This window comes from Phytohabitans kaempferiae, from assembly GCF_042433955.1.
GTDB lineage: Bacteria > Actinomycetota > Actinomycetes > Mycobacteriales > Micromonosporaceae > Phytohabitans > Phytohabitans kaempferiae.
In genome coordinates, this window is the sequence record NZ_JBHLUH010000020.1 from 79,428 (window position 1) to 98,034 (window position 18,607).

Annotated in this window: 18 protein-coding genes; 6 read left to right on the forward strand and 12 right to left on the reverse strand. The window is 72.3% G+C overall.

The genetic code is table 11. The annotated features are described in order from the left end of the window. Positions 1 to 4: 4 nt before the first annotated feature. Together ACFFIA_RS13885 and ACFFIA_RS13890 are read left to right on the forward strand one after the other, a co-directional pair. A complete protein-coding gene (locus ACFFIA_RS13885; protein WP_377250712.1) occupies positions 5 to 1,183 on the forward strand; it encodes a cation:proton antiporter in 1,179 nt (392 codons plus the stop codon). 464 nt (positions 1,184 to 1,647) lie between these two features. Then, the gene (locus tag ACFFIA_RS13890) at positions 1,648 to 2,211 is read left to right on the forward strand and encodes a dihydrofolate reductase family protein (protein WP_377250715.1); all 564 of its coding nucleotides are present in this window, start codon (positions 1,648 to 1,650) and stop codon (positions 2,209 to 2,211) included. An 88-nt stretch (positions 2,212 to 2,299) separates the two neighbouring features. Here the strand turns inward: ACFFIA_RS13890 and ACFFIA_RS13895 are convergent, their stop codons facing one another. The 3 genes from ACFFIA_RS13895 to ACFFIA_RS13905 form a co-directional block, all read right to left on the reverse strand. Then, complete coding sequence (locus ACFFIA_RS13895; protein WP_377250718.1) at positions 2,300 to 3,103, reverse strand: TerC family protein; 804 nt, start codon at positions 3,101 to 3,103, stop codon at positions 2,300 to 2,302. Between the two features lie 180 nt (positions 3,104 to 3,283). Further along, entirely contained in the window at positions 3,284 to 4,432 is a 1,149-nt protein-coding gene (locus ACFFIA_RS13900; protein ID WP_377250720.1) for an LCP family protein, read from the reverse strand. A gap of 89 nt (positions 4,433 to 4,521) precedes the next feature. After that, positions 4,522 to 5,733 (reverse strand): acyltransferase family protein, encoded by a 1,212-nt coding sequence (locus ACFFIA_RS13905; protein WP_377250722.1) that lies wholly within the window; start codon positions 5,731 to 5,733, stop codon positions 4,522 to 4,524. A gap of 131 nt (positions 5,734 to 5,864) precedes the next feature. On the opposite strand from ACFFIA_RS13905, the gene ACFFIA_RS13910 reads away from it, so the two are divergent. The 3 genes from ACFFIA_RS13910 (at position 5,865) to ACFFIA_RS13920 (ending at position 7,586) form a co-directional block, all read left to right on the forward strand. Beyond that, the gene (locus tag ACFFIA_RS13910) at positions 5,865 to 6,497 is read left to right on the forward strand and encodes a TetR/AcrR family transcriptional regulator (RefSeq protein ID WP_377250724.1); all 633 of its coding nucleotides are present in this window, start codon (positions 5,865 to 5,867) and stop codon (positions 6,495 to 6,497) included. Positions 6,498 to 6,523: 26 nt separating this feature from the next. Beyond that, positions 6,524 to 6,865 (forward strand): ArsR/SmtB family transcription factor, encoded by a 342-nt coding sequence (locus ACFFIA_RS13915; protein WP_377250727.1) that lies wholly within the window; start codon positions 6,524 to 6,526, stop codon positions 6,863 to 6,865. 313 nt (positions 6,866 to 7,178) lie between these two features. Then, positions 7,179 to 7,586, forward strand: a complete 408-nt coding sequence (locus ACFFIA_RS13920; RefSeq protein WP_377250730.1) for a four-helix bundle copper-binding protein — start codon at positions 7,179 to 7,181, stop codon at positions 7,584 to 7,586. A gap of 3 nt (positions 7,587 to 7,589) precedes the next feature. Here the strand turns inward: ACFFIA_RS13920 and ACFFIA_RS13925 are convergent, their stop codons facing one another. Together ACFFIA_RS13925 and ACFFIA_RS13930 are read right to left on the reverse strand one after the other, a co-directional pair. Further along, positions 7,590 to 8,915 (reverse strand): hemolysin family protein, encoded by a 1,326-nt coding sequence (locus tag ACFFIA_RS13925; RefSeq protein ID WP_377250733.1) that lies wholly within the window; start codon positions 8,913 to 8,915, stop codon positions 7,590 to 7,592. Between the two features lie 84 nt (positions 8,916 to 8,999). Continuing rightward, positions 9,000 to 10,004, reverse strand: a complete 1,005-nt coding sequence (locus ACFFIA_RS13930; RefSeq protein ID WP_377250767.1) for a TerC/Alx family metal homeostasis membrane protein — start codon at positions 10,002 to 10,004, stop codon at positions 9,000 to 9,002. 262 nt (positions 10,005 to 10,266) lie between these two features. On the opposite strand from ACFFIA_RS13930, the gene ACFFIA_RS13935 reads away from it, so the two are divergent. After that, entirely contained in the window at positions 10,267 to 11,472 is a 1,206-nt protein-coding gene (locus ACFFIA_RS13935; RefSeq protein ID WP_377250735.1) for an AI-2E family transporter, read from the forward strand. A gap of 78 nt (positions 11,473 to 11,550) precedes the next feature. Here ACFFIA_RS13935 and chrA read toward each other — a convergent pair whose 3' ends face one another. The 7 genes from chrA to ACFFIA_RS13970 form a co-directional block, all read right to left on the reverse strand. Next, positions 11,551 to 12,753: a chromate efflux transporter gene (gene chrA / locus ACFFIA_RS13940; RefSeq protein WP_377250737.1), complete on the reverse strand. Its 1,203-nt coding sequence runs from the start codon at positions 12,751 to 12,753 to the stop codon at positions 11,551 to 11,553. 28 nt (positions 12,754 to 12,781) lie between these two features. Next, a complete protein-coding gene (locus ACFFIA_RS13945) occupies positions 12,782 to 13,528 on the reverse strand; it encodes an arsenate reductase/protein-tyrosine-phosphatase family protein (protein ID WP_377250740.1) in 747 nt (248 codons plus the stop codon). A gap of 47 nt (positions 13,529 to 13,575) precedes the next feature. Continuing rightward, a complete protein-coding gene (locus ACFFIA_RS13950) occupies positions 13,576 to 14,103 on the reverse strand; it encodes a hypothetical protein (protein ID WP_377250743.1) in 528 nt (175 codons plus the stop codon). A 35-nt stretch (positions 14,104 to 14,138) separates the two neighbouring features. After that, positions 14,139 to 15,221, reverse strand: coding sequence for a LacI family DNA-binding transcriptional regulator (locus tag ACFFIA_RS13955; protein ID WP_377250745.1), 1,083 nt, complete (start codon positions 15,219 to 15,221; stop codon positions 14,139 to 14,141). A 99-nt stretch (positions 15,222 to 15,320) separates the two neighbouring features. Continuing rightward, positions 15,321 to 16,226: a carbohydrate ABC transporter permease gene (locus ACFFIA_RS13960; protein ID WP_377250747.1), complete on the reverse strand. Its 906-nt coding sequence runs from the start codon at positions 16,224 to 16,226 to the stop codon at positions 15,321 to 15,323. Next, complete coding sequence (locus ACFFIA_RS13965; protein WP_377250750.1) at positions 16,223 to 17,152, reverse strand: carbohydrate ABC transporter permease; 930 nt, start codon at positions 17,150 to 17,152, stop codon at positions 16,223 to 16,225. The genes ACFFIA_RS13960 and ACFFIA_RS13965 overlap by 4 nt, the downstream gene beginning before the upstream one ends. Next, positions 17,153 to 18,493 (reverse strand): ABC transporter substrate-binding protein, encoded by a 1,341-nt coding sequence (locus tag ACFFIA_RS13970; RefSeq protein ID WP_377250753.1) that lies wholly within the window; start codon positions 18,491 to 18,493, stop codon positions 17,153 to 17,155. Between the last annotated feature and the right edge of the window lie 114 nt (positions 18,494 to 18,607).

Genomic DNA, 18,607 nt, shown 5'->3' on the forward strand with positions numbered 1-18,607 from the left:
CCGCGTGCACGGTTCGCTGCTGCTGGTCGAGTTCGGCGCGGTACTGCTCGGTCTGGGCCTGCTGGGCGCGCTCGCCATCCGGTTCCAGATCTCCCCGATCCCGCTGTACCTGCTCGCCGGACTGGCCTTCGGCCAGGGCGGGCTGCTGCCGCTGGGCGCCACCGAGGAGTTCATCGCCACCGGCGCGGAGATCGGCGTGATCCTGCTGCTGTTCACGCTCGGCCTGGAGTACACCGCACCGGAACTGGTCGGCACCCTGCGCACCTCCGCCGTCGGCGGGCTGGTCGACCTGGTGCTCAACGCCGCGCCCGGGGTCATCCTCGCCGTCGTGCTCGGCTGGGGACCGGTGGCGGCGCTGGTCCTCGGCGGCGTCACGTACGTCACCTCGTCCGGCATCGCCGCGAAGGTACTGTCCGATCTGGACTGGATCGGCAACCGGGAGACGCCGGTGGTGCTGTCGCTGCTGGTGATGGAAGACCTGGCGATGGCGCTGTACCTGCCGATCCTCACCGCGGTCCTCGCCGGCACCGGGCTGCTCGGCGGCTCGGTGGCGCTCGCGGTCGCGGCCGGCACCGTCTCCGTCGTGCTCTTCGTGGCGCTGCGCTTCGGCCGCGCCGTCGAGGCCTTTGTGGACAGTCCCAGCCAGGAGGTGCTGCTGCTGAAGGTGCTCGGCCTGACCGTGCTGGTCGCCGGCATCGCGCAGAGCCTCCAGGTCTCCGCCGCGGTCGGCGCGTTCCTGGTCGGCATCGCACTCTCCGGGCCGCTCGCGCACACCGCCCGCGACCTGCTCAGCCCGCTGCGCGACCTGTTCGCGGCCGTCTTCTTCGTGTTCTTCGGCCTCTCCACCAACCCCGCCGACCTGCCGCCGGTCGTCGGGCTCGCGCTGCTGCTCGCGGTGGCCGGGATGGCGACCAAGTTCGCCACCGGCTGGTGGGTCGCCCGGCGGGCCGGCATCGGCCGCACCGGGCGGGCCCGGGCGGGAGCGGCGCTGATCCCGCGCGGTGAGTTCAACATCGTGATCGCCGGACTCGCGGTCGCCGCCGGCGCGCACGCCAGCCTGGGACCGCTCGCCGCCGCGTACGTACTGATCCTGGCGATCGTCGCGCCACTTGCCGCGCGTGTGGTCGAACCGATGGTGCAGCGCCGGAGCCGAGCCGCCGCAGCCGGTGGAGCAGCGCGGTGACGAGGTAGCCGAGCAGCGGCGCCAGCCAGCCCAGCATCCGGGGGCGGCGGCGCGCGGGCGGAGCGGGTCGCGACCGCCGGCCGGCGGGGCGCCCACCGCCCGGCCGGCCCGGCGGCCGCTCCCATACCGACGCGGCGTGTCGCGGTGCCCATGAACGCGGCCGGCCACGGCACGGGGGCCGTGCGCGGCGGCACACGTGCCCGTCCAGCCGCTCCATGCATCCTCACCCGCAATCGGTGACCGCGACCGCGGTATGCCCTGCGCGGCCGGCGGTGTACCCAATGGTCGGCCGGCGGGCCGCGTTGACACCATCCGTGCCCGCCCCCATTCGGCGCGCCGCCGGCCACCATCCGCCGGCGTTCGGTCTGCCGCCGCGCCTGTACCGATGAGACCCGACCGATGAGGTTTCGCGGTGGTTGCCGTCTCACATGTGTACGAGAAGCGATCACCGCGAGGAGAACGGCATGAACGACTTCGCACCACAGACCGCCGACGGCAAGGTCCTGTGGCACTTCACCATGTCCCTGGACGGATTCGTGGCCGGACCCGACCACGACATGAGCTGGATGATGACCGGAATCTCGATGCAGCCCGGCCTGGTCGACCCGTACGTCGCCACGACCGGGGCGGTGCTCGGTGGCCGGCGCGGCTGGGACGCGTTCCCCGGCGCCGACAACGTCTACGGCGGGGCCTTCACCGGGCAGGTCTTCGTGATGACCCACCACCCGGAGGACGCCGAGCCGGCCGACCGCGTCACGTTCCTCGACTGCGACCTGGCCGAGGCGGTGCGGATCGCGCTGGCGGCGGCCGGCGGCAAGAACGTGGAGGTGCTGTCGCCGGACATCGGCCGCCAGCTCCTCCAGCGGGGACTGCTCGACGAGATCGACCTGCACATCGCGCCGGTGCTGCTGGGGCAGGGCATCCGGCTGTACGAGCACATCGGCGGCAGCCCGATCTACCTCCACCGCGTCGGCGCGGACGATCCGACGGCCGAGGTGAGCGTGCGGTACCGGCCGGCGACGAAGTAGACGCACGCCGGTCCGGTGGCGGCCGCGTGTCGCCACCGGACCGGCAACGCGTCAGCCGACCCGGAGACGCCGGCGAGCCAACGATCGGTCAGGACTGCTCGGACACGCTGCGCTCGCTCTCCGTCGCCGCCTTGGTCGCGGGGTACCGGGGGTTGAGCTGCACCGGTTTGGCCTGCGCCCGCTTCTGGGCCGACCGGAAGCGGAGGTTGAGGAACTCCACGAAGATGGAGAACGCGATCGGCCCGTACACGTACCCCTTGGGGATGTGCTGGTCGAGCCCTTCGGCGATGAGGCTGCCGCCGATCAACAGCAGGAACGACAGCGCGAGCATCTTGACGGTGGGGTGCTCGTTGACGAAGCGGCTCACCGGGCCGGCGGCGACCAGCATCACGGCCATCGCGACGACGACGGCGGCGACCATCACGGAGAGGTGCTCGACCATGCCGACCGCGGTGATCACCGAGTCGAGGGAGAACACCACGTCGAGCAGCAGGATCTGCACGATGACGCTGGCGAACGAGGCGGCCTTGCGGCCCGGGCCCTGCTCGGCGCCCTCGAGGCTGTGGTGGATCTCGTACGTCGCCTTGGCGAGCAGGAAGAGGCCGCCGAGTATCAGGATCAGGTCACGGCCGGATATCTCGTGCCCGGCGACGGTGAAGATGGGCGCGGTCAGCCCGATCACCCAGGAGAGTGACGCCAGCAGGAGCAGCCGCGTGATCAGGGCCAGCGAGAGGCCGATGGTGCGGGCGCGGGCCTGCTGGTGCTCCGGCAGGCGTCCGGCCAGGATCGAGATGAACACGACGTTGTCGATGCCAAGGACGATCTCGAGCAGCAACAGGGTCGCGAACGCGATCCAGATCTCTGGGCTGGCCAGAAGTTCCACGTGTCTCACCGGTCCGATCGGGCCTGCGGGGCAGCGGTCCAGTCAACAAGGTGGGCGGCGTCGCGCGAGGCGACGCCGCCCACCCGGTCATGCCCACCGGCATGGTTGACGCGGCCAGCACCGTAGCAACGGTTTCTGTGAGTCTGCTGAAAGCCACGCCGGTGCTGGGGAGAGGACCGTCGCCGCGGATCACTCGGTGGTGGCGACGAACGCGGGGTTGGCCATGAGGAAGCCGGGCAGCGAGCCGTCGCGGACTGCGGAGAGCATCCGCATGGTGTCCGGGGTCAGGTGCTCGAAGCTCTGACCGTCGATGGTCTCGGAGGCGAACTCTCCGGCGTTGGTCTTGACGAGGACGAGGTCGTTGGCGGCCAGCCCGCGGAACGTGAACAGGAAGTCTTCGACCGGTACGCCCTGCGTGTCCAGCACGAACGCCTTGCCGGCCGCCTTGATCACGCGGTCGAGCCGGCCGGGGTCGATGAGCATGCCCTTGCTGGTCGCCTCCTTGCCGATCGCCTTGAGCAGCTGCTGCTGGTGGCGCTGGCGGCCGTAGTCGCCGTCGGGCAGGCTCTTGCGGATCCGGGCGTAGTCGAGCGCCTCGATCGCCGACATCCGCCGGCAGCCCGTCTCGTGGACCAGCGGCTTCGCGCCGGGCGGCAGGCCCTGGAGGCCGACGTCCTCCTGGTACCAGCCGCGGACCAGCTCGCCCTCCGGGGTCACGCCGATGTGGATCGACTCGGCCCGCGTGTCGACGCACATGTCGACGCCGCCCAGCTCCTCGACGACCGCCTCGAAGCCGGGGAAGTCGATGATCGCGGCGCCGTTGAACGTGATGCCGGTGCGGGAGTTGATCGTCTTGGCCAGCAGGTCGAAGCCGCGCGCCCGCTTCTCCAGCTCGGTGCCGGGCCCCTCGTATCCGGCCGCGAACGCCGCGTTGATCTTCGTCGTGCCGCCGGCGTAGCCGTTCTTCGGGTACGCCGGCACGTCGACCCGGGCGTCTCGCGGGATCGAGACCAGGTATGCCTGGTCGTGGCTGGCCGGAATGTGCAGGATGATGATCGTGTCCGAGCGGGCGCCCTCCTCGTCTCTCCCCTCGCGCTCGTCGAGGCCGACCAGCAGCAGGTTGACCGGCCCGTCGATGTCGTTGCCCCCGGCTCCCGCCCCGGCCACCCCTTCGATCAGCGTCGCGCGGGTGATGTCGGAGGTGACTCGGGAGATCAGCAGCCGGGAGCCGACGATCACGGCGCCGCTCGTCACCATCAGCAGCGCGCCGAGGACGACCGCCACCTTCGCCCACAGCGGGGCTTTGTGACGCGTGGCGGTGGCGGCGCCATCGGCCATGGTGGGCTCCGATCGGAAACGGTCTACGGGCCTTCGCCCGCGACGCTACGGGCGGTTTCTGAAGTATCGCCGAGAGCCATCATCCCCGTTCACAGAAGTGCGCGGAGGACCGGGACCCGGCGGCTGAGCACCGCGGCGACGATGCTGGCCACCACCGCGAGCGCGGAGACGACCGCGAAGGCGGCCAGCGCGGGCAGGCCGGTGTGGACGAACGCGAACTGGAGGGCCACCACGATCGGCAAGTGGATGATGTAGATCGTGTACGAACTGTCGGCCATCGCCCGGCTGAGCCGGTTGTGCCCGGTCGCCACGTCCCGGAACAGGGTGAGCAGCCCCACGCTGAGCCCGACGCAGAGCACCGTCTCGACCAGCGTCCAGCAGGCCGAGGCCCAGCTCGCGCCGCCGGTGGCGAAGTACGACGTGTCGGTACCGGTGACGAACAGGGCCGCCGTCACCGCGAGGCCGGCGGCCAGCCAGACGTAGCCCACGCGGCGGGGCAGCCGGCTCAGCCAGTCCCGCCGGTACGCGACGATCCCGGCGGCGAAGAACGCCACGTACTGCGCCAGCCGCGCCGGCTCGGCCTGGATGAACTCGGCCACCGGTACCCACTCGTCCAGCGGGTAGCGGATCCGGATGGCGAAGGCGACGGCGGCGAGTACGACGGTGAAGGCGACGAGCGCGCGGTGCCCCGGCGTCCAGGCCGGTCGCTCCGGCCGCTCCGCCCGGGGCCGGACCCGGCGGGCGAGGCGGGCGAGCGCGCGGGCCACGAGGTAGAGCAGGCTCATCACGAGCAGGTTCTGGATGAACCACAGGTGCCCGAACTGGAGGTCCGGCCAGATCGGTCCGGTCCAGTCCGCCGGCTCCTCGCCGAAGCCGAGGAACACGTCGAGGTAGTAGCGACCGAAGGAGATCGGCGGGTAGCCGCGGTACTCGGAGTAGTAGACGTACATCAGCACCGGGATGATCGTGGCCGCGCCGACCAGGAACGGGATGCCGAGGCGCCGGAGCCGGCCACGGGCGAAGCCCCAGGCGCCCCGGCGGTCGGCCGCGTGAGGTACGAGGAAGCCGGCGACGAAGAACAGCAGGCTCATCCGGAACGCCCCGCCGACCGCCGAGAGCGTGGCCAGCGCACCGGCACTCCGGTCGTCCTGCACGTACCACCAGTCCGGCGGCCCGTACGCCTGGGCGGCGTGGTGCACCACGACCAGCAGGATCATCGCGACCCGCAGGTTGTCGAGGTAGTGCAGATAGGGGCGGGTCCGGGCTGGCGAATCGGGTGACGCCTGCGCAACACTATACATGTGTTCAGCCTACTAAACACATGTTCAGCCTCGGGTCAGGTGGACCCCCGGAAACCCGATCTCCGGGATGACCCTGAGCCCGGCGGGCAGCGGGGCGGAGCGGGCGGGGCGCGTGGCATACGGTTCGGGGCATGACGCTGTCGCCGGACCTGACCGGCCGGGCCCGCCTCCGCGAGGCCGCGCTCCGGCTCTTCGCCGAGAAGGGCTTCGAGGCCACCTCGGCGCGGGCGGTGGCCGCCTCGGCCGGGCTGTCGCCGGCGTTGGTGATCCACCACTTCGGTTCCAAGGAGGGGCTGCGCGCGGCGGTCGACGACGAGGTGCTCGGCCGCGTCGGTGCCGCCCTCCGCGACGTCGACACCGGCGGCGACGTGATGGCCGCCGTCGGCGCGGTGTCGGCCCGCATGTTCGGCGCCGACCCGGTCCTGCGCGGCTACCTGCGGCGCGTGCTCCAGGACGCGAGCCCGGCCAGCGCCGCCCTCTTCGCCCGGCTGCTCGCCGGTGCCCGCGCCGAGCTCGACCGGCTCGTCGCCGCCGAGGGCACCGACCCGGCGGGCCTCGACCTGGAGTGGGCGCCGTTTCAGATGCTCTGCCTGATCCTCGGCCCGCTGCTGCTGGAGCCGGTCATGCAGCCCAGCCTCGACCGGCCGATGTTCGACCCCGAGGTGCTCGCCCGGCGCAGCGCCGCCAACCAGCGCCTGCTCCGCCACGGCCTCTTCGGACCCCCGGCCGGCGCGGATGGCCCGGACCCGGGAGCGGCCCCGTAGCGTGTCCCCCGGAGAGGGGTGGTCCCGTGAGCGCGCCGCTGTACCAGGTCAAAGCCGAGTTCTTCAAGACTCTCGGACACCCCGCCCGCATCCGCGTACTGGAGCTCCTCGCCGTACGCGAGCACGCCGTCTCCGAGCTGCTCCCCGAGATCGGCATCGAGGCCGCACACCTCTCCCAGCAACTGGCCGTCCTCCGCCGAGCCAACCTGGTCGTGACCCGGCGCGACGGGTCGGCCGTGTACTACTCGCTCGTCAGCCCCCAGGTCGCCGAGCTGCTCGCGGTCGCCCGGCGCATCCTCACCGAGGTCCTCGCCAACCAGGCACAGCTCCTCGGCGACCTCCGGGCCGGAGTCGAGCCGCCCGCGTAGACGCCGCCCGCCCGGCCGGCGACGAATCCACCGCCCGGGCTCGCCCTCGTCGGCGCCGGCACCACCCTCGGCCTCGGCCGGTGGTGGGCGCGGCTGCCGCTCGTCCGCCGGCAGCCCTGGCTCCGGTAGCGAGGTGACAAACACATGCGAGGTGGGGCGCCGCTGGCGCCCCACCTCGCTCGCGCCGGACAGCCGCGTGCCCGCGGGCGACCGAGGCCGCTCGTGCGGACCCGCGTCCCTGCCGACCAGTTACCCCAACGGCGGCGCGGGTACCCGTCCGGAGACGACAGCCACGAAGCGGAGGGAGAACGTCATGGGCCACGCGACAGCGATGTTGGAGACCCATCCGGACGGCCTGGCCGGGGTCGACCGCCAACTGGTGACCGCCTGCATCGAGGCGTGCTTCGACTGCGCGCAGACCTGCACCGCGTGCGCGGACGCCTGCCTGGCCGAGGAGATGGTCGCCCACCTGGTGCGCTGCGCCAGCCTCAACCTCAACTGCGCCGACCTCTGCACCACCACGGGCAACATGCTGTCCCGGCCCACCGGCTTCGACGCGGTCGTGGCGCTGCGGACCGTACAGGCGTGCACCGCCGCGCTGGGCGCCTGCGCGATGGAGTGCGAGCGGCACTCGGCCATGCACGAGCACTGCCGGGTCTGCGCCGAGGCGTGCCGGCGCGCCGAGCAGGCCTGCCAGCAGCTGCTGGGGGCGCTTGGCTGAGCGCTAACCGCCGGCCCGGTCGGCCGCCTCCTCGGCCTGCGGCGCGAGGGCGCGGACCGGAAGGAGCCGCACCTTCGTGATCGCCCGGCCGCTGATCTCGACCACCTCGGCGGTGAAGCCGTCCAGCCGGACCGTCTCGCCCGGCGCGGTGGGGATGTGCCCCAGCCGGCTCAGCACCAGCCCGGCGACGGTCGTGTAGTCGCCGCTGTCCTCGTCGTGGCGCAGGTCGATGCCGATGTCCGGCAGGTCGTGGATCGGGTAGCCGCCGGCCAGCAGCATCGTTCCGTTGGGCTCGCGCACCACGGCCTGCACGTCGCGGTCGGTCTCGTCGTAGATCTCGCCGACGATCTCCTCGACCAGGTCTTCCATCGTGACGATGCCGTCGATCGCGCCGCGCTCGTTGACCACGAGGGCGAACTGCTGGCGCTGCTGGCGCATCTGCCGGATCGCCTCGGTCACCTTCAGCGTGTCCGGCATGAACAGCCCGGGGTGAGCCTGCTCGGCCACCGTGCCGCCCTTGTCGAGCAGGTCGCGCAGGTGCACCACGCCGACCACGTCGTCGAGCCCGGACGGGCCGACCACCGGCGCCCGGGTCTGCCCCGACGCCGCCAGGTCGCGCAACGCCTGGTCGGCGGGGGTGCCGGCGGGCAGTGTGAACACCTCGCGCCGGGGCACCAGGATCTCCCGCAGGATCCGCTCGGCCACCTCGAACGCCCCGCTGATGATCAGCCGCTGGTCCGGCGAGATGCTCCGCTGGGCGGCGACCATGTCCCGCAGCTCCTCGGTGGTCACCTCCTCGCGGGTCGCACTCGGATCGACGCCGGCCAGCCGCACGACCAGGTTGGTGGCGCGCCCCAGCAGCCACACCACCGGCCGGGACAGGGCCGAGAGCGCGTCCAGCGGGCGGGCGGCCACCAGCGACCAGCCCTCCGCGCGCTGCATCGCGATCCGCTTCGGCGCCAGCTCGCCCAGCACCAGCGTCACGAAGCTCAGCACGATCGTGACCAGTACGATCGCCGCCGGCTCGGCCGCGCCGCCGAGGAAGCCGAGCGGGCCGACCAGCGGCCGGGCCAGCGACACCGCCGCGGCCGCCGAGGCCAGGAAGCCGGCCAGCGTGATCCCGATCTGGATGGTGGCCAGGAACCGGTTTGGGTCCCGGGCCAGCCGTGCCAGCACCCGGCCGCCCCGCGACCCCCGCTCGAGGCGGCGGATCTGCGACTCGCGCAGCGACACCAGTGCCATCTCGCTGCCCGCGAACGCCGCGTTGACAAACACCAGGACAAGGACGAGTGCTACCTGTAGCCAATAGCCGTCCACGACCGCCCGCATCCTCCTCGCCAGGGTCCCGGGGGAACCTTCACCGTAGCCAGTGCGAGATGGCCCACACCAGTGGCCCTCCGGTCCGGATGCCGGTCAGTGGTGGGAGAGCGCGGCCCGGCGGTCGCGGCGGTTGGCGGCGACGCTGGTGAGGGTGACCGTGGCCAGCGTCGCGAGGATGACCCCCAGGGAGGCCAGCGTGGGCACCTCCGGGACCCAGGTCCAGACCCCGTGCGCCCAGTGCAGCACCAGCTTGACGCCGATGAACGCCAGGATCAGCCCCAGGCCGTGGTTGAGGTGCCGGAGGCTGGCCAGCGCGTTGCGCAGCACGAAGTACAGGGCGCGGAGCCCCAGCAGCGCGAACGCGTTGGTGACGAACACCAGGTAGGGGTCCTCGGTCACGCCGTACACGGCGGGGACGGAGTCGACCGCGAAGACCACGTCGGTCATGAACACCGCCGCGACCACCAGGGCCATCGGCGTCAACGCGCGCCGGCCGGCCTCCCGTACGGTCAGCCGCGAACCGTGGTACTCGCGCGTCACCGGCATCAGCCGGCGCATCAGCCGCACCGAGCGCATGTTGTCGATGTCGATGTGGTGCTCGGTGCCGCGGACCGCGTCGCGCATCACCTTCACCGCGGTCACCAGCAGCACGCCGCCGAAGAGCAGGAACGCCCACGCACCGCTGGCGATCACCGCGGCGCCGGCCGCGATGAAGATCGCCCGCAGCACCAGGGCGCCGATGATGCCGTACAGCAGCACGCGCTGGGCGAGCGCCGACGGCACGGCGAACGCGGACAGCAGCAGCATGAACACGAACAGGTTGTCGACCGAGAGCGACTTCTCCACGACGTATCCGGTGAAGAACTCCACCGCGGGCGCGCCGCCGTAGCCCCACCAGAGCAGCACACCGAAGATCACCGGCAGCGCCAGGTAGAAGACAGACCAGGCGACGGCCTCGCGCATCGGCACCTCATGTGGGCGCCGCGTGACCGCGAAGTCCAGCGCCAGGAGCACGAGCAGAACGGTGATGGTCACCGCCCAGAGCAGCGGCGAACCGATTGACTCCAACACCCCGCAAGATCCTTTCCTCGGACACATGGCACCATCCGAGGTCTCCCTCACCCGCACAGGGCGGGCGGCGTCCCGAGGGCGGGGTGACATGCCCGTATTGACCGGAACGATCTTGGCGAGGTACTCCCCTCGCGAGACAGGATACGGGCCGTTTCTGGGAGCCCGCTGGGAGGCGCCTCGAATCACCCGTACGGGCGATGGCGTGTCACGGGCGGTGCGCGGGTGCTCGCGTTCACTACCCTGCCGGTCAGCGGCGGTCCCGCCGCCGACACGCCACGGAGGTGACCAGGTGTCTGACAAGGCGCCGACCATCGCTCACGAACCGGACAACTCCCCAGAAAGCTCGTCGGCGACCGCGGAGCAGCTCCCCGGGCAGCGGCCGGGCGAGCCGGGCGGCCCCGCCACCGACGCTCCGCCGGCCGAGGGCACCGCCCCGGAGGATTCGGCCCAGTTCGGCCGGCCGGGCGCGCCGCTGGGCCGGTCACCGTTCGTGATCGGCCTCACCGGCGGCCTCGGCCTGCTGCTCGCCTACACCTTCTTCCTGGTCATCCAGGACGCCGCGTCGATCCTCATCCTGATCTTCATCGCGCTCTTCCTCGCGATCGGCCTCAACCCCGCCGTCGTACGGCTCCAGCGCTGGGGACTCCCCCGGGCCCTGGCCGTGACCAGCGTCGGCGTCGGCGTCCTGGTCCTGCTCGGCGGCGCGCTGCTCGCGCTGGTCCCGCCGGTGGTCACGCAGACCGGCGCGCTGCTGGACAACCTGCCCGAGTACATCGACCAGATGCGGCGCAGCGAGACCCTGCGCGAGCTCAACGACCAGTACCAGATCATCGACCGCCTGCAGTCCGCCGCCACGGCCTCCAACGTGACCCGCGCGGCCGGCGGCGTGCTCGGCGGCGCCCAGGTCGTCTTCGGCGCGGTCTTCAACGTCCTGACCGTGGTCGTGCTGACCATCTACTTCCTGGCCGCCTTCGACCGGCTGCGGCTCGGCGCGTACAAGCTCGTGCCCGCCTCGCGCCGCGAGCGCGCGCAGGCGATCGGCGACGAGATCCTCGCGAAGGTCGGCGCCTTCATGGCCGGCGCGCTCGCCATCGCCCTGATCGCCGGCGCCACCACCTGGCTCTTCCTGGTGATCGTCGGCGTGACGTACCCGTTCGCGCTCGCCGTCGTCGTCGCCGTCTGCGACCTCATCCCCCAGGTCGGCGCGACCCTCGGCGCGGTCGTGGTCAGCGCGGTCGGCTTCGCCACGAGCTCGGTCACCGTCGGTATCGCCTGCGTGGTCTTCTTCATCGTCTACCAGCAGTTGGAGAACTTCGTCATCTACCCCAAGGTGATGCGCCGCGCGGTCAAGGTCAGCGACCTCGCCGCCATCCTGGCCGCCCTGCTCGGCATCGCCCTGCTCGGCGTGGTCGGCGCGCTCATCGCCATCCCGGCCGTGGCCGCGATCCAGCTCATCGTCCGCGAGGTGGTGCTCCCCCGGCAGCAGCGCAGCTGAGCGCGGTCCCGCGGCGCGTCCGTGGCGACCAGACGACGGATCGCCACGGACGGCCCGGACCCTGTGCGCGACGTCGGCTCACGCGGGGAGCGGGCCGCCGGCCAGGGCGATCACCACGCCGACGGCGGCGGCGCAGAGCAGGGTCGTGACCACGCCGCGCCGGGCGGCGAGGAGCAGGAGCGCGGCGCCGGCCGCGACCGCGTACTGCCAGGGCTCGCTGAGCGCGGCGGTGAGCGGGATGACCGAGCCGAGGATCGAGCCGATCGCGGCCGGTCCGGCACCGTCGAGAAACGCGCGCACGGTCGGATTGCCGCGCAGCCGGTCGAACCGGTGCGCGCCGAGCAGGACGAACGCGAACGACGGCCCGAACGCGACCGCCGCCGCCAGCAGCCCTCCGCCCACACCGGCGGCGGCGAAGCCGACCGCGGCGACGGTGTGCACGACCGGGCCGGGCGTGATCTGCCCGAGCGCGACCGCGTTGAGGAACTGGCCGTCGGTCATCCAGCCGTAGCGCTCCACCGCGTCGGCCCGCATCAGCGGGATGATGACGAAGCCGCCGCCGTAGGAGAGGGCGCCGACCTTCAGCGCGACCCAGGCGAGCGGCAGCAGCACGCCACCGCCGATCCCGGCCACGGCCAGCACCGGGAGCGGCACGTGCGCCGCCGCGGTGCCGGCCGGTCGCCGCGCCCGCTGCGAGACCACCTCGACCGCGCCGCAGGCGAGCAGCAGCAGGACCAGCCACGGGCCGACCAGCGCCGCGCCGGCCAGCCCCACGGCGAGATAGGCCAGCCAGCGCGCGCGGCGGGCCCGCGAGGTGATGCGCTGCCAGCTCGGTGGGAGGAGGCCGACCCCCGCGTGTACGGCGACGGCCGCGACCGCCGCCCCGGCGCCGGCCCCGGCACCGGCGACCCACAGCGGGGGCGAGCCGCCCAGGAAGAGCGCCGCGAGGGCGAGGATCGCCACCAGGCCCGGCCCGATGAACGCGACGCCGCCGACCACCGCGCCGAGCCGGCCCCGCACGTGCCAGGCGCAGAAGATGGCGAGCTGGGTCGAGGCCGGGCCGGGCAGCAGGTTGCACGCCGCCACCGCGTCCTCGAACGCCTCGTCGTCCAGCCAGCGGCGCCGGTCGACGCAGAGCTCGCGGAGCAGCGCGATGTGGGTCGGCGGCCCGCCGAAGCCGATGCAGCCGATCCGCCCCCACTCCTTGAGGACCGTGGCGAGGCTCGCCGTGGGACGGGCTCCGGCGGCGGGCACCGGTGCCATCGGCTCGGCCTCGGTCATGTTGCCGGTGCGGCGGGCTGGCTGGACATCATGCCTCCACAGTGGACGCCGGGGGGACGCGGTGCAGCAGGTGATGGATCCGCACGCTCAGCTCACCGGCCGTACGCACGAACGCGGTGTAGCCGTCGCCCTCGCGGGCCGGGTCGGGGAGGCTCCAGTGGACCAGCTCCGGCTGGCCCGCGAAGGCCGGGCACACCAGGCGAACACGGTCACACAACGTCACCACGTGCCCGAAACGCTCGCCGGCGAACTCGTCCAGGTGCTTGCTGCGCCCCCCGGAGAGGTCGATCCCCCGCTCGGCCATCGCCCGCACCGCATACGGATGCAGCGGCTTGGGATGGCTGCCCGCGCTGCGCACGCGCGCGCCCGGCTCGGCCTGCCGCATCAGCGCCTCGGCCATCTGCGAGCGCGCGCTGTTGCCGGTGCAGAGGAAGAGCACGGCGCCCGCCGGCGGGCGCGCGGCCGGCGGTGGCGGCACCAGCCCCAGGGCCGGGTGCAGCGCGGCGCCCGCCGCGGAGAGCAACGCTCCACAGCGGACCAGGTCGACCGAGTAGAAGACCACGCGCCCGTCGGCGGCGCTGCGCCGCACGGACACCAGGCCGGCCGCCCGCAGCCTCCCCAGGTGGTACGAGACGAGGCTTTGCGGCTCGCCCGCCAGGTCGGTCAGCTCGTGCACCTGCCGGTCACTGCGCGCCAGCTCGACGAGCAGCCGCCACCGCACCGGATGCCCGGCCAGCGCCAGGAACACCGGCGGCGCCACACCGGCCTCGCCCACGCCCCGCACGATACATCAAACCGGTTTGATAGATAACCGGGGCGCCCCTACCCCGGGCCGGCGAAGAGGTCGGTCTGCTCGCCGGCGGTCAGGCCGGTGGCGGAGTGCTCGGGCGCGGGCCGCTCGGGGGCCAGCTGCCGCGTGTAGCGGTGCTCCGCCCCGCCCCGGCGCGAGGTCACCTCGCAGGTCACCATCCGGACCGGAGCGGGCGGCGCCGCGAAGGGCCCCGTGCCCCAGCGGACCCAGAGCGCGACCCGCCCGGCCTCCGCCTCGGCCAGCAGCTTGTCGACGCTGCGCCGCCGGTCGGTACGGTCGATCTCGACGGCGATCGGCGCGGCCCCGGGGCGGGCGCAACCGACGTCGATCCACGAGTGCCGGTGGGCGAACGGCGGCGGCAGCGGCACCACGCTCGGCGCCCGGCGGTACGCCCGCCATCCCTGGCCCACCGCCCACGCCACCACCGCGTCCGCGAGCGCCGCGGTGACCTCGTCGGCGGTCCGGTCGGCGAACCTCAGCTCGGCCAGCCAGCCGGCGAGCGAGGCGGCGACCCGGTCACTGTCTGCCGCAGGGTCCATGGCCGAGACGCTAGCGCGAAACGACCGCGCCGGGGCTACGCGGACTCGCGCAGGACCAGCTCCGTGGGAAGCAGGCGGGACGAGGCTGGCTCGCGGCGGATGAGGCGGAGCAGGACGTCGACCATGTCGGCGGCGACGCGTTCCAGCGGCTGGCGGATCGTGGTCAGGGGCGGGTCGGTCTCGCGGGCGATGCGGGAGTCGTCGAAGCCGCCCACCGCGACGTCGCCGGGCACGCTGCGGCCGGCCCGGCGCAGCTCGGCGAGCGCGCCGGCGGCGAGCAGGTCGGACGCGGCGAAGACGGCGTCGATGTCGGGGCTCTCGGCGAGCAGCTCGCGCATGGCCGCCGCGCCCGCCGCGAAGCTGTAGTCGGAGGTGTGCACCACGAGCCGCTTGAGCGCCCGACGGCCCAGCACGTCGCGGTATCCCTGGAGCCTCTCCTGCCCGCCCACCACCTGCGTGCAGGCGATCATGCCGATCCGCTTGCGGCCCTGGGCGACCAGGTGGCGGGTCATCTGGCGGGCGCCCTCCTGGTCTTCGGCCGCCACGTACGGGATCGCGGCGTCCGCTCCCCCGGGCTTGCCGCACGCCACCGCCGGCACCACGCCGCGCGCCAGGTCGGCGATGACCGGGTCGCCGGAGTGGGCCGAGATGAGCAGCACGCCGTCGACGTGGCCGCCCCGGACGTATCGCAGGACGCGGTCGCGCTCGGCGTCGCTGGACTCCAGCATCAGGATGAGGCTGATGTCGTGCTCGGCGAGCGCCTGCGTGCAGCAGCGCAGCAGCACGCTGAAGTTGGGGTCTTCGAAGAGGCGCTCCTGCGGCTCGGACAGGACGAACGCGACCGCGTTGGACTGCTTGGTGACCAGGCTGCGGGCACTCTGGTTGACGGTGTAGCCCGTGGTGCGCACCGCCCGCTCGACCGCCTTGAGCGCGGCGGGGCTGACGTACCGCGCGCCGTTGAGCACGCGGGAGACCGTGCCCCGGGAGACGCCGGCGACCTCCGCCACGTCGTCGATCGTCGGCCCCCGGCGCATCGCACGGCGGGCGGCACCTCGGGACTTGGGGTGGGGCTGGGCCGCGTCCAAGGGATTGTGACGCGCGTTCGTCGCCTCGGCCACTACCTGCCCCTCCCGTTCCCGCTCATCACACTCAGTTTTCCACGCTGGCCACGGCCCGGGTCGCGGCACCGCGCCGGTGCGCACCACCTGTCTGCGCTCTCATCCCTTCACGCCCCCGCTCACCAGGTCGAGCCGCCAGTACCGCTGGAGGAACAGGAAGAGCGCGACCAGCGGCAGCACGGAGAGGAAGACGCCCATGACCACCAGGGAGTACAGCGCAGGCTGGCTGGCGCCCTGGTTGAGCATCGTGAATAGGCCCACGGTCATCGGGAAGCGGCCGTCGTCGGAGATCATGATGTACGGCAGCAGGAAGTTGTTCCAGATCGCCACGAACTGGAGCAGCAGCAGCGTGACCATGCCCGGGATCATCGGCGGCAGCCCGACCTTCCACGCCAGCCGGTACTCGCCCGCCCCGTCGATCCGCCCGGCCTCCAGCATGTCGTCGGAGACCACCGAGGCGGCGTAGATGCGGGACAGGTAGATGCCGTACGGGCTGATGATGCTCGGCAGCAGCACCGACCAGTACGAGTTGACCAGGTCGAGCTGGGACATCAGCAGGTACTGCGGCACGGCGAGCGTGATCTGCGGGACGAGTACGCCGGCGAGGATCGTCATGAAGATCAGCTCGCGCCCCACGAAGCGGTACTTGGCCAGCGCGTACCCGGCGATGGTGGAGACGCCGACCGAGAGCACCGCGCCGACGCCCGCGTACAGCAGGCTGTTGAGCGCCCACCGCAGGAACACGCCGTCGCGGAAGGCGAGCAGGTGCGTGATGTTGTACCGGAAGCCGCCGTGGAAGCTGGGCCAGAACGAGAACGTGCTGAACAGCTCGCTCGGCCCCTTGGTCGCCGCGATCGCGACCCAGAGCACAGGCGTGAGGCAGTACGCGGCGCCGAGCAGCAGCAGCGCGGTCGGGAGCCAGCGGGTGCGGGGCCGCGCCGAGCCGCGCGGCGCGGTCCGCACCGCCAGCTCGGGCCGTCGCGTGGTGATGATCCGCTCGCTCATCGGTCACTCCCGAACGCGCGCCGTTGCAGCAGCGTGAGTACGCCGAGCGACACGACGAGCGTGCCGATGGCGAGCACCACCGACGCCGCCGCGGCGCTGTGGAGGTCGGCGTTGATGAAGGCGTCCCGGTAGATCGTCATCAGCGGTACCCAGGTGGAGGAGACGGTGTCGGTGAGCGGCTGGAGCGTGGCCGGCTCGGTGTAGACCTGGAGCGTGGAGATCATCGCGAAGATGCCGGCCATGATGATCGCCGGCATGATCAGCGGGATCTTCACGCGGAGCGCGATCTGCAGCTCACCGGCGCCGTCGATGCGCGCCGCGTCGTACATCTCCTGGGGCACGCCGCGCAGGGCCGTGAAGAGCACGATCATGTTGAAGCCGACACCGCCCCACACGCCGATGTTGGCGACCGAGAAGAGCACGCTCCCCGGCGCGAGGAAGTCGGGCGCGGGGAGCCCCACCAGCTCGAACGCGTCCCGAAACGGGCTCACGCCGGGCAGGTAGAGAAAGCCCCACAGCAGCGAGGCGATCACGCCCGGCACCGCGTACGGCAGGAAGATGCCGATCCGGGAGAACGCGCGGAGCCGGACCCGCGGCGTGTCCAGCAGCAGCGCGAAGAGCAGCGCCAGCCCGAGCATCGACGGCACGACGATCACGCCGTACAGGAGCATGCGCAGCAGCCCGTCGAGGTAGGCCGAGTCGGTGAGCACGCTGGCGTAGTTGGCCAGCCCGACGAACTGCTCCTTGCGGAGGCCGAGCCCGCCGCCGGTGACCCGGGAGGCGCGCAGGCTCAGGTACACGGTGTATCCGATCGGCACCAGCAGGAAGAGCACGAGCAGCACGACGGCCGGGGCGACCAGCACGTACGGGGTGGGGCCGCCGCGCCGGCTGGGCCGGCGGCGGCGGACCGTGGTGGCGGCGACCACTCACGCCTCCTCGACCTGGAAGCCCTGCTTCTTGAGGTCGGCGACGGAGGCGGCCTGGATCGCGTCGACGGCGGCGGCGAAGTCGGACCTGTCCTGGATGGCCTTGGCGAAGATGTCGTTGTACTGGCCGTACGTCACGTTGACGTTGGGCGCCCAGTTGAAGCCGCGCGCGGTCTTGGCGATCTCGGCGGCCTCGGTGAAGAACGACGGCTGGTTGGGCATCATCGCCGGCGCCTTGCTCAGCTCGGGGCTGGCCTGGCCCTTGGTGGCGGCCGGGTAGATGCCGCCCTCGCGGATCAGCGCGTCGAGCGCCTCCGGGTCGGTGTTGAGCCACCGCACGAACTTCTCCGCCTGCGCCCGCTGCGACGACTTGCTGGAGATGGCGGTCGCCGAGCCGCCCCAGTAGCCGGTGGCCGGTGCGGCCGCGTCCCACTGCGGCAGCGGCACCATGCGCCACTTGCCCTTGGTGGCCGGCGCGACGCCCTCCAGCACGCCGGCGCCCCAGATCGCGCTCGGCCAGGCCAGCAGCGTGCCGTCGCTCATCGCCTTGTTCCACTCCGGCGTGTACATCGGCTTGCCGGAGAGGACGTCCTGGTTGACCAGCCCGCCCCAGAACGAGGCCACCTTCCTGGTCGCCTCGTCGTTGATGGTCACCGTCCAGGTGCCGCCGTCGTTGACCCACCAGTTGGCGCCGGCCTGCTCGGCGAGGCCGGCGAACCAGCCCGGGTCGCCGGAGGAGAACGTCGCGAGGTAGCGCTTCGGGTCCTTCTGCCGCACCTGCCGCGCCACGGCGGCGAAGTCGTCCCAGGTCTTCGGCACCGTGAGGCCGAGCTGCTGGAACAGGTCCTCGCGGTAGTAGAGCATCATCGGGCCGACGTCCTGGGGGATGGCGTACGCCTTGCCGCCGAACGAGGTCAGCGCCCACGTACCCTCCGTGAACTCGCCCTTGACGCTGTCGGCGAGCGAGGTGAGGTCGGCGGCCACACCGTTGGTGATGAGCACGGGCAGCGCCTGGTACTCGGCCTGGATCAGGTCGGGCGCGTTGCCGGCCCGGTGCGCGGTGAGCGTCTTGGTGATCAGCTCGTCGCCCTGTGCCTGGTTGCTGACCGTCACCTTCTGCGTGGGGTTCTTGGCGTTCCAGATCTCGACGACCTTCTCGATGTTGGCGGCCCAGGTCCAGAACGTCAGGTTGGCCGGGGCGTCGGGGTCGCCCTGCGGCTGGGTCGACTCCTCGTCGTCGCCGCCGCAGGCCGCGAGGAAGGTGGGCAGCGTGGCGGCCGCGCCGATGGTGGCGATGCCCTTGAGGAAGCCGCGCCGCCCGAGCGGGAGCTGCTGAGTCATTGGGGGTGCCCTCCTTGAGTTCACTCGAAGGGGAAGCAGTGTGAGTTGAGTCTCTGTGAGCGTTCACAGAATCTGTGCGCCACGGAGGCCCTGTCAAGGCTTCGTTGCGGAATT